Annotated in this window: 10 protein-coding genes; 7 read left to right on the plus strand and 3 right to left on the minus strand. The window is 68.0% G+C overall.

Annotation, left to right across the window (positions count from 1 at the left end):
* Positions 1-27: 27 nt before the first annotated feature.
* The 6 genes from P3102_RS22625 (at position 28) to P3102_RS22650 (ending at position 5,188) form a co-directional block, all read left to right on the plus strand.
* Positions 28-891 carry a hypothetical protein gene (locus P3102_RS22625; RefSeq protein WP_276361543.1) on the plus strand — a complete coding sequence of 288 codons (864 nt, stop codon included), beginning with the start codon at positions 28-30 and terminating at the stop codon, positions 889-891.
* The gene (locus P3102_RS22630) at positions 892-3,147 is read left to right on the plus strand and encodes a hypothetical protein (protein WP_276361544.1); all 2,256 of its coding nucleotides are present in this window, start codon (positions 892-894) and stop codon (positions 3,145-3,147) included.
* A 172-nt stretch (positions 3,148-3,319) separates the two neighbouring features.
* The gene (locus P3102_RS22635; RefSeq protein WP_276361546.1) at positions 3,320-3,583 is read left to right on the plus strand and encodes a hypothetical protein; all 264 of its coding nucleotides are present in this window, start codon (positions 3,320-3,322) and stop codon (positions 3,581-3,583) included.
* Positions 3,584-3,601: 18 nt separating this feature from the next.
* Positions 3,602-4,558 carry a LysM peptidoglycan-binding domain-containing protein gene (locus tag P3102_RS22640; protein WP_276371302.1) on the plus strand — a complete coding sequence of 319 codons (957 nt, stop codon included), beginning with the start codon at positions 3,602-3,604 and terminating at the stop codon, positions 4,556-4,558.
* Complete coding sequence (locus P3102_RS22645) at positions 4,540-5,007, plus strand: hypothetical protein (RefSeq protein ID WP_276361548.1); 468 nt, start codon at positions 4,540-4,542, stop codon at positions 5,005-5,007. The genes P3102_RS22640 and P3102_RS22645 overlap by 19 nt, the downstream gene beginning before the upstream one ends.
* Positions 5,000-5,188 (plus strand): hypothetical protein, encoded by a 189-nt coding sequence (locus P3102_RS22650; RefSeq protein WP_276361549.1) that lies wholly within the window; start codon positions 5,000-5,002, stop codon positions 5,186-5,188. Before P3102_RS22645 ends, P3102_RS22650 begins: the two co-directional genes overlap by 8 nt.
* Before the next feature lie 125 nt (positions 5,189-5,313).
* Here P3102_RS22650 and P3102_RS22655 read toward each other — a convergent pair whose 3' ends face one another.
* From P3102_RS22655 to P3102_RS22665, 3 genes are all read right to left on the minus strand, one after another.
* Entirely contained in the window at positions 5,314-6,942 is a 1,629-nt protein-coding gene (locus P3102_RS22655; protein WP_276361551.1) for a recombinase family protein, read from the minus strand.
* A gap of 672 nt (positions 6,943-7,614) precedes the next feature.
* Complete coding sequence (gene sbnA / locus P3102_RS22660; protein ID WP_276361552.1) at positions 7,615-8,622, minus strand: 2,3-diaminopropionate biosynthesis protein SbnA; 1,008 nt, start codon at positions 8,620-8,622, stop codon at positions 7,615-7,617.
* A 14-nt stretch (positions 8,623-8,636) separates the two neighbouring features.
* Positions 8,637-8,852, minus strand: a complete 216-nt coding sequence (locus tag P3102_RS22665; protein ID WP_276361554.1) for an MbtH family NRPS accessory protein — start codon at positions 8,850-8,852, stop codon at positions 8,637-8,639.
* A 180-nt stretch (positions 8,853-9,032) separates the two neighbouring features.
* On the opposite strand from P3102_RS22665, the gene P3102_RS22670 reads away from it, so the two are divergent.
* Entirely contained in the window at positions 9,033-10,022 is a 990-nt protein-coding gene (locus P3102_RS22670) for a TauD/TfdA family dioxygenase (protein WP_276361555.1), read from the plus strand.
* Positions 10,023-10,039 lie beyond the last annotated feature (17 nt).

Below are 10,039 nucleotides of genomic sequence, written 5' to 3' on the forward strand. Positions count from 1 at the left end.
ACTCCACATAGGACGGGGGTGGTGTGCATGGCTGACGACCCAGTGTTCTGGCTCGGGCCGCTGTCCTTGCTCCGGGCGCTGCCCTCACCCGCGCTCGGCAGCGGCCCGCACGCGACCCCGGTCCGGGTCGGTGGGACACACCGCACGCTCAACGGCACACCCACTGTCGACGTGCTGGGCCGCAAACGCACGTGGGTGCTGTCCTGGCCGTATCTGGACGCCGAGACCTTCGCGTTCCTCGATGCCATCGACGCCGGGACGCTGGCCGACACCCCGCTGTGGCTGATCGACCCTGCCCGCCCAAACCGGCTACCTGAGCAAACCGCCTCCGGTGGCTCCGCCCGGCGCAGCACTGTGAGCTTCACACCGGTCGGGAGCACCGATCTCAGCTACCTGGCGGGCACAGTCCCGACCGGGGTTGGGTTACCGCTCGGCGGCGGGCTGAGGTTCATGCGGCCGCAGAACGGCGGGCAGATCATCACCGGTGACCGGCCTCCGGTGCTCGCCGGGGAAACGGTGACCTTCTCGGCCTGGTGCCGGGGTTTGGCACCGGTCGCTGTGTTCGTGACGTTCACGTCCGCCACGGGCACAGCACTGGGCACGGTCGAGTCCCCGTCTATCTCGCTCGGTGGCCGCTGGACCCAGGTTGCCGTGACAGCGACCGCACCAGACACCAGCGGCCCGGCGGTCACGTGCGCGGTCGGAGTGAACACCACCTCCCCGCTACCCCCGTCATACGTGTTCACCACCGGATGGCAACTGGAGTCCGCGACTGAGCCCGGCCCGTTCGCCATCGGCGGCGGCGCGGCCGTGGTCGTCATCGAGTCGCTGAAGGTGTCCTACCCGCTGCCCGGCTCCTACGCCGCCGAGCTCACGTTGTTGGAGGTGTAGTTGCTCTCCACCGGTAACCCGCACACCGACGCCGCACTCGCCGACGCTGTCACCTCCCGGAACCGGCGTGTGCTCTGGTCGCTGACCGCCGACGTTGGCAGGACCGGGAAGTTCGACCACCCGTGGTCGGACCTGTCCGGGCTGGTATCGGACCTCACAATCAACCGTGCCCTGGCGGGTGATCTTCCCGCGGAAACCACCTTGGTCGAAGGGTTCGCCTCAGCGTCGCTGACCGCGACCCTGGAAGGCCGTATCGGCGCACACGATGTGATCGACCTCTTCGGCGCCTACCGGGGAAACCCGCAGTGGGCAGGCGTGGCGGTGCGGTTCGACCTTGGCCTCGACACCCGGTTCGGGCCGGTCCTGCTGCGCCAGTTCACCGGCACCGTGCGTGCGGTCACCTCCCGCACCGCCGCACGGACGGTCACCCTGACCGCCGCTGACGGTGCGGACAGCCTGCGTGCCGGGGTCACACTTCCCGTGGCGGGAGCCGATGGCATCGCTTTGGCCGCGCTCGGCGAATCCCGATACCGGCCGTGGATGAACACGCAATGGGTCATCGACACCGCGTTGCGCGCCAACGCCGTGTACAACTCACCGGCTCCGCTGCCTTCGGCGATCCTGTCCGCGACCTGTCACGGCTCACTGGCGCCGGAGATCGGGACCTACGGTTCCCCGTACTCGACAGGAACCGGCGGGTACACCGGACCACTGTGGACACCGGGAAAGTTCGGGCTGCTCGCCGCCAACGGCGGGGGTCCCATCCCACTCCACTCAGGCGCCTACATCACCACCGCACGCGTGACCTTCCAGCACGGAACCGCGCTCGGCCTGGGCGCGTTCGTCCACTGCGGAACGGAGGCGAAACTCCCGGACGGTCTCCCCTCGGCGGGGCTCATCGAAGTCAACGCCGGAATGACGCGGCTGCTGCGCCTGACCCTCAACGATACCGGCACCGTATCCCTGATCGTGCGCGACGGCGCGAAGGAATACATCTTCAACCATCCCACCGTCCTGCCGGGACAAGCCTGGCGCTACATCGGTGTTCACGTCCAGTTCGTCGGTGACGCCACCACCATCAACACGGTCGTGATGCGCTGGAACCTCGACGGCGTCATCACCAACGCCACCCTTCCCGTGTCCCTGCCCGCGAACAGCTCCACCACCTACCCGGCCGCGCTGGCCGGACTCAACGTCCTCCGCCCGATCAGCAACGTGCAGGTCTGGAACGCGACCCAGCAACCCCTGGACACCGGATGGCCGGACAAGGCCACCTCGGTGTCCGACATCGACCCCGGTCTCGGCGAACTCACCCACCTGCCGACTGTGGCGGGACAAGACTCCTGGGACCTGATCAAGGAAGTAGCCGCAGCCGAGTACGCGGTTGCCGGATTCAACGAGAACGGCCGGTTCTTCTTCCTGAACCGGGACACCCTCACCGCTCGCCGCGCCCTGCCACCCACCTCCACAGTGGACGACAACACGCTGAAAGACGTGTCCGCGACCATTAGCATGGACACCGTCCGCAACGAGATCACCGCGTCCGCAATCCCCGCCTACACCGGCGGCCAGGTCCCGGTCATCACCGCCACCGCGCTGGACGAATGGAATGTCAACCCGAGATCCACCGTCGCACGGACCGTGCCCCTGCCTGACAACACCGTCTCCGTTCTCGACGGCTTCAACACCGCGATACCCCCGATAGCCACAGCGGACTGGAACAGAGGCGCGCCCAACGGATACTGCGCCGCCCGCGCGGACGGCACCGGAACCGACGTGTCCTCGGTGTTCGTCACCGTCGCCCAGACCACTCCCACCAACGCCCTGGTGACGGTCAAGAACGACAACTTCTTCGCCATCCGGCTGTCCACCACCGGAAGCAACCCCCAGCCCGCTCTGCGGATCGCCGGACTCCGGATCACCGCCGCGCAGATCCAGACCGCTACCGTCACCGACAGCGCCTCGATCCAGACCAACCGGCGCCGATCCCTGTCGCTGCCCTCCAGCCGGTGGCGGCACCGCATCGAACCCTTGCGCGCGCTGGCTGCGAAGCTGCTCGGGGAACTCGCCAAGCCCCGTCCCGTGCTGGACGAGATCCCCGTCGTCGGCGACCCGCGCCGCACCCTGCTCGACACCGTCACCCTGTCCGATCCCACCGGACTGGGCACCACCACGGCATCCGTGGTCGCCATCACCCGGCACCTGTCGGTGACCGACGGCCTGAGCGACAGCATCACCGTCCGCCCGACCACATAAGACGGTCTCTGGTGGCTGACTGCTCAACCACCGAGACCGCACCCCGCGAATAGCCGCACATGACTGCGGTAAACCCTCGGCGCGCGAAAAGTCTGGAGGTGAACTCATCACCCCCGAATGGCTCACAGCGCTGGCCGTCTTCCTCGGGCCCGCGACCGGTGCCCTTACCGGATTGCTCGCTGCCCGCCGCGCGATCCGCACCGCCCGCACCTCGGCCGACCACCAGGCACTGGCCGCGCTGCACACCGGATATCAGGCCCTGCTCAAAGACCGCGCGACCCACACCCGCGACGTCCTGGCCGAGCTGACCGCCGTCAAGGCCGAACTGTCCGCCGTGCGGCAGGAAAACGCCCGGCTCCTGATCGAACTCGGCGCGCTCCGCGCCCAGCTCAACCGACCCATACCCACTGATTTCCCGCTACAGCAAGGAGAATGAGCCCTGACCGACTACGGTATCGACGTCTCACACTGGAATGCCGTCACCGACTGGAACGCGGTACGCGGCAACGGCATTTCGTTCTGCTCGTTCAAGCTCACCGAAGGCACCGCCTACACCGACACCACCAGCCCCGGCCGCATTCCCGCCGCCCGGGCTGCCGGGATCGCCGCAGGCGGATACCACTTCGCCCGGCCCGGCAACATCGGCGGACAGGTCGATCACTTCGCCGCGAGCCTGCGCGCGGCCGGCCTGCTCGGCGGTGGCGCGCTCGCCCCGATGCTCGACATGGAAGCCGCGGAACTGCGCGGTGGCGCGAACGGATTCGTGCGCGACTTCATCGGCCGCCTGCGCGCGGCCACCGGTATCCGCCGCGTGCTCGTGTACGCCAACCTCGACTGGTACCGCAACGTCCTGCGCCCCGGCGACTGGATCGACCCGGACGTGCTGCTGTGGATCGCCCGCTACAACGGCGACCCCGGCCGCCCCGGCTGGGCACACCCGCAGCTCGCGGTACACCAGCACACCCAACAGGGCCGCGTGCCCGGCGTCGCGGGCAACGTCGACCGCAACGCCACCGTGGGCGGCTACAGCCTCGCCAGTCTCACCCTGGACGGCTCCGCACCCACCCCGCCGACCCCGGCACCGCCGCCCCCGCCGCCTGCCGCTGGAGGCGGCACCTACACCGTGCGTTCCGGGGACACCCTCTCCGGCATCGCCGCGAAATTCGGCACGAGCGTGGCCGCCCTGGTCGCGCTGAACGCGATCAGCAACCCGAACCTGATCCATCCCGGACAGACCCTCCGCCTGCCCGGCTCCGGGGACAGCGGCGCCCGCCGCTACCAGGTCCGGCGCGGAGACACCCTCTCCGCGATCGCGGTCCGCCACGGCACCACCGTGGCCGCCCTCTGTGCCCGCAACGGCATCGCCAACCCCAACAAAATCCAGGCCGGTCAATGGCTGGCGCTGCCGTAAACGGCACCGCCACGTCCGCAGGTGCCGGCAGCGGCGGGCACCTGCTGCTGCTGGTCCTGGCGGTCTACGCCGCCTGGAAGCTCGGCCGCGCGTTCGTGGGCGCCTATGACCTGATCGACAACCTTCCGCCCCGTCCCAAACGAGAACAAGGAGAACCACACCTCATGTCCCGTTTCCCGCTGCGCGTCGCCGGTTCCATCGTCGGCGCGCTGACCGCACTGGTGTCCGGCTTGGTCGGCTCCGGGCTGTTCACCGCAGACCAGGGCAGCGCCGTGACCGGTATCATCACCGGTGTGATCACCCTGCTGGCGACCTTCGGCGTGGTCGTCTCCACCGAAAAGAAGGTCACCCCGCTGGTCGACCCGCGCGACCAGCACGGCGACCCGCTGGTGACCGCACCGGCACCCAAGCAGGGCAAGCCGCTGGACTGGGGGACCTTCGATGCCTGACACCACGAGCGGACCGGTTGCGCTGGTCCCGCATTCCGCGCTGACCCCGGCCGAACTCGCTGCCGTCCACGCTCGGGCCGCAGCCGAGGACGAGCACCCGTTCACCGACAGCCAGCGCGACCAGTTGCGCCAGATCTTCGGCCCGGCCGTCCGCCGAATCCAGACGCGCACGCCCGAGTGACCTGCTAGGTTCGATCATGCGGGTCAGGACGGACTTACACGCCGGTCCAGACCCGCACACAACCACAAAGCGGCCCCGGTACTCCACGCGAGTACCGGGGCCGCTTTCGTTGTATCCGGGTCTTCTTATGCCGCCACGGCGTCCCCCGTGTCTTCGACGTCGTCCACACCCGGAATCGGCGCGGGCCGCCCCAGCCACGACACCGTGATGTGATCGGGGTTGAACGGAGCCCGGCCACCCGCCGTGCGCAGCAGCCGGGGCCGCACCACTGCGCGCAGGACCGCCCGTTTCTGGCTGACCGACAGCGTTTCCCACACCTCGGGTGCCTGCGGGCCGACCAGTTCCGCCACGGTCGGAGATATCCCGATCTGCCGGGCGCGTTCCTCGGCCGCCTCGATCTTCGGCACGAGCTTCGCCTCGATCCTCGACAGCCGATCCGGCGACAGCTCGCCATCGGCGGCCTTATCGGTGAACCCGTCCAACCGCGCGCGCAGATCCTGTGCCGTCTTCACGGCCTCGGTCAGGTCTTTGGCCTGCCCCTCGTACTGGAAGAACTCCCGAGCCGCGTCCGAGGCCAACCGGCGCAGCACCCGTTCGACCACCACAGAGTCCGTCTTCGCCATGTTCCTGGACACATGGCCGTCCGGGCATCGGTAGGTCTTGCGCGCGTCGGACTTGCCCGTGGTCACAGGCTTCTCGCACACACCGCACAGCAGGATGCCGGAGAGTAAGTACTTCACCCGCGCTCCGTCTTTGACCCAACGCCTGCTCGGATCACCGATCTTCGCCACCACCGCGATGTGCTCATCTTCGCTGATGATCGCTTCCCACGTGCCCTTGCCGATCACCTTGCCCCGGAACACCCGCAGAGCGGCAAGCGCAGGATTCAGCCCGATATTGCGGACCTTCGCAGCGTTCCACTCACCCGGCATCGGGTGAGCCCACTGACCCTTGTTCATGTCCTTGGCCACTTGGGACGGCGACTCGGTTCGTACCCGCATCAACACCTCATACGCGGATTCGAGCTGTTCCGGCAACAGGGTGGCGGTGAACTTGGCCCAGCCTTCCGCGTCCTGCGACATGAGGTGAAGCTTGCGCACATGATCGGCCCGCCACCGAGTCGCCCGCGCACACGGCACACCGCGCCGTTGCAGATCCAGCGCGAGAGCGGTCTCGTTCCCGGTCTCGATCAAGGTGAGCACGATCTCCCGCGCGTACTCGCGTGTGGTCTCGTCAACCTCACGCCCGGCCTCCCCGGTGTCGCGGTCGTAGAAAATCCGGTAGCCGTAGGACAACGGCCCGGCCCAAAGCCCGTCCATCGCGCGAGCCTCGACACCGCGACGCACCCGCTTCCGAAGCTTCTCCGTCTCCCGCTCGGCGTCTACCGCGTCCTCGGCCGTGTCCACCCGGTCATCCGGGTCGTTCATGTCATACAGCCGATCGTCATAAGCCCAGTAACCACCAACGTCGACCAGGATCTTGCGCAGCCGCACGAACACGTCCAGCTCACGCTGAGCGCGGCTGTTTTCCCACGTCCACAAGCAGTTAGCCGCTCCGGTCGCGAGCAACCGGAGAGCTTCCTCATAGTCTCCACGGGCCTCGGTCGCGTACCGCGACGCTGACAGGTCGTTGTCCACCAGCACCGCGACGACCACGGCCCCGATCTGCTGGCACCATTTCCGGCCCTGAGCGATCTGCGAGGCAACCGAGATCTTCCGGCCCTTGCCGTCCTTCGACGCACGCGCATAGATCACTACAGCCAACCGGAGAGTGCCCCCGGTAGCCGCTTCACGCAGCCGACGATTCAGCGCTTTACTCACCGACAACCCCCAGTCACTCGACGCGGACACTCCGACACGAGCAAAAACCTGCCGTGCTGATCAAGTCTAGTCGAGAAACCGCAGGTCAGCGACCATTTTGAGGTGTGGTGGCCGCCGTGTTTCCGCGTGTCGACCGAGGTCGCGGCCCCAACCGGGGAAGATGGGGCTTGAACCCGCGTATCCGCAGGTCCAGGCCACTTCTTGGGCTCTATCAGGTTCATGGTTTAGCAACGTAAGTTGCAAGACAGCGAAGGGGGCCTTCATGTACTCCACAAGAGAAACCACGGCGGCGGCTTAGCGACACAGGGATCGTGAGTAATTTTGCGGGGTAAGGCAAAGGTGCCGTGTGGGTGGCAAGTCCGTGAAGGCCTCCTTGAGGGACCCAGGGTCCCTCAAGGAGGCCTTCACGGACTTCACGACCCGGCACCGGCGTCCCCTGTCAGCAGGGAGCACATCCGAAGGTGGCGAAGGGTTTCTTCCCTACCTTCGGAGTGGCGAAGATGCTTTCACGAACAGCAAACCGCCTACAGTGCGCAGAGCTCAAATCGGCATCGACATCAGAAAAACGTCCTTTGTGGACATGCTGAGAATGAGGCCACGACACCCTCAATAACGCGTCAGGACCTCTTCGGGTTCGTCCGAAGGGACACCACCGAAGTGGGTCGTGACCCAGCCGTCGTCGTAGATCGTGTCGAGATACCGCTCGCCCCGGTCGGGCAGGACGATCGCGCAGTTGGCGCCGCGTGGCACCAGCTCGCGGACGCTGTGCACGGCGGCGACCACCGCGCCGGACGAACCGCCCGCGAGGATCGCTTCGCGGGCGGCGAGCCGACGGCAACCGCGCACGCTGTCCACGTCGGCGACGTGCACCACCACGTCGGCCAGGTCGTCCGCGTGGTGTGCTGGGCGGACGGCCGCGCCGTGGCCAGGGATCAGCCGGGGGCCGGGAGTGTCGGCGAAGATGGCGCTGCCCGCGGCGTCGACCGCCACGATGGTCACCGGCAGGTCGTTGGCCCGCGCGTACTCGGCACAGCCACGCAGTGTCCCGCAGGAACTGGTGGCACAGAACAGGAAGTCGAGGGTACCCGGCATCTGCCCGACGATCTCGCGCATGGTGGTCCGGTGCGCCGCCGGGTTCCCGGGGTTGGCGTACTGGTTCGGCCAGTAGGCGTGCTCGAGACGTTCGGTCAGCTCGCGGATGCGGCGGAGGCGGACCGGGAGGTAGTCACCGGTGACCGGATCGGCGTCCTCGATCATCTCGATCTCCGCGCCCAGCGCGCGCATGATCGCGAGATTCTGCTTGCTGGTGCGGGGATCCACCACGCAGACGAAGCGGATCCCGTGGTACCGGCACACCTGGGCCAACCCGATTCCCAGGTTGCCCGAGCTGGATTCGACCACCACCGAACGTCCGGCGACGAGCCGTCCCGCCTGGATCTCACCGCCGAGCATGGACAGTGCGGCGCGGTCCTTGCTGCTGCCGCCGGGATTGTGCCCCTCCAGCTTGGCGAACAGCCGGAACCCCGCGGACGGGTACAGCCTGGTCAGTTCGACCAGCGGCGTCGCGCCGATCGTGGCGAGCACACCCGCCGGTTCGTCCTCGTTCAGGTCCATGGGAGTTCGCCGGCTCACCCCGTGGTCGGATCGAGTCGCCGTCGCAGGCTCAGAGGCCGCATGTCGGTCCACACCTCGCCGATGTGGGCGAGGCACTCCTCGCGGTCGCCGCGCGTCCCCTCGGCGCGCCATCCCGCCGGCAGGTCACGGTCGGACGGCCAGATCGAGTACTGCTCCTCGTGGTTGACCACGACCAGGTAAGCACGCTGGTCGGTCTGCTCCTCGCGCATGGGTGTCTCTCCTGGAAGTCACTGGCGCACCCGGCTGTCGGTTCACCGGTGGGTCGAGCCTGCCCGCGAGGGTGTGCGCGGGTGCAGAGAAGAACGCGCAGAACCTCCGGCACGGCGGTGGGGTCCGCACTACCCGTCATTCTCTTCTGGGGCACGGGCCGAGCGGACACGATGGCGGACATGACCGCTGTACCGTCCGTCTCCCCGGCAAACGACCCGTCCGGGCAGGAACGCGCGCTGCCCTTCGTGGTGACTCCCGGCCAAGGCGAGGCCAAGGACGTCGCCTCACTCCCGGCCCGCCGCACCGCGATCCGGGACCGGCTGCTCGAACACGGCGCCGTGTTGCTGCGCGGGTTCGACGTCGACGACGTCGACGGGTTCGACACCACCGTCCGCGCGCTGGCGGGCCCGCCGCTGACCTATCAGGAGCGTTCCTCGCCCCGCAGCACGATCAAGGGGCAGGTGTACACCTCGACGGACTACCCGGAAGCCGAGGAGATCTTCCTGCACAACGAGAACTCCTACCAGGCCGCCTGGCCGCTGAGCCTGTTCTTCTACTGCGTGCGGCCTCCGGACACCCTCGGCGCGACGCCGCTCGCCGACACCCGGCGGATCCTCGCGGCGATCGACCCCGCCGTACGGGCGGAGTTCGAGGCCAGGGGCTGGATGGTGACACGGAACTTCACCGACTCGTTCGGGTTGCCGTGGCAGCAGACGTTCAACACCACCGACCGCGACGAGGTCACGGCCTACTGCGCGCGCAACGGTGTCGAGACCGAGTGGCTCGACCGGAACGGGCTGCGCACCAGGGCCCGGCGCCAGGCCGTGCACCGGCACCCGGTCACGGGCGAGGCCGTGTGGTTCAACCACCTCACGTTCTTCCACGTCACCACGCTGGCCGAGGACGTCTGCGCCGGGTTGCGCGCCATGCTCGCCGAGGAAGACCTGCCGACCAACACCTACTACGGCGACGGGGGCACCATCCCCGACGAGGTCGTGGCTCACCTGCGGGACTGCTATCGGACCGCGTCCCGGCGCTTCGACTGGCAGCGCGGCGACGTGCTGATGGTCGACAACATGCTCTCCTCGCACGGCCGTGAACCGTTCACCGGTCCCCGGAAGATCGCCGTGGCCATGGCCGAACCCTCGACCGGCGAAAACGGTCGGTAGCACCGGACACGAAAGGC

This window comes from Amycolatopsis sp. QT-25 (assembly GCF_029369745.1).
In the GTDB taxonomy this organism is placed as follows: Bacteria; Actinomycetota; Actinomycetes; order Mycobacteriales; family Pseudonocardiaceae; genus Amycolatopsis.

Bases quoted from the DNA above. Each gene is read 5' to 3' on its own strand.
- P3102_RS22665 (WP_276361554.1), bottom strand. From the start codon at position 8,852: ATGCGCGAGGAGCAGACCGACCAGCGTGCTTACCTGGTCGTGGTCAAC.
- P3102_RS22625 (WP_276361543.1), top strand. From the start codon at position 28: ATGGCTGACGACCCAGTGTTCTGGCTCGGGCCGCTGTCCTTGCTCCGG.
- P3102_RS22670 (WP_276361555.1), top strand. From the start codon at position 9,033: ATGACCGCTGTACCGTCCGTCTCCCCGGCAAACGACCCGTCCGGGCAG.
- P3102_RS22650 (WP_276361549.1), top strand. From the start codon at position 5,000: ATGCCTGACACCACGAGCGGACCGGTTGCGCTGGTCCCGCATTCCGCG.
- sbnA (WP_276361552.1), bottom strand. From the start codon at position 8,622: ATGGACCTGAACGAGGACGAACCGGCGGGTGTGCTCGCCACGATCGGC.
- P3102_RS22645 (WP_276361548.1), top strand. From the start codon at position 4,540: ATGGCTGGCGCTGCCGTAAACGGCACCGCCACGTCCGCAGGTGCCGGC.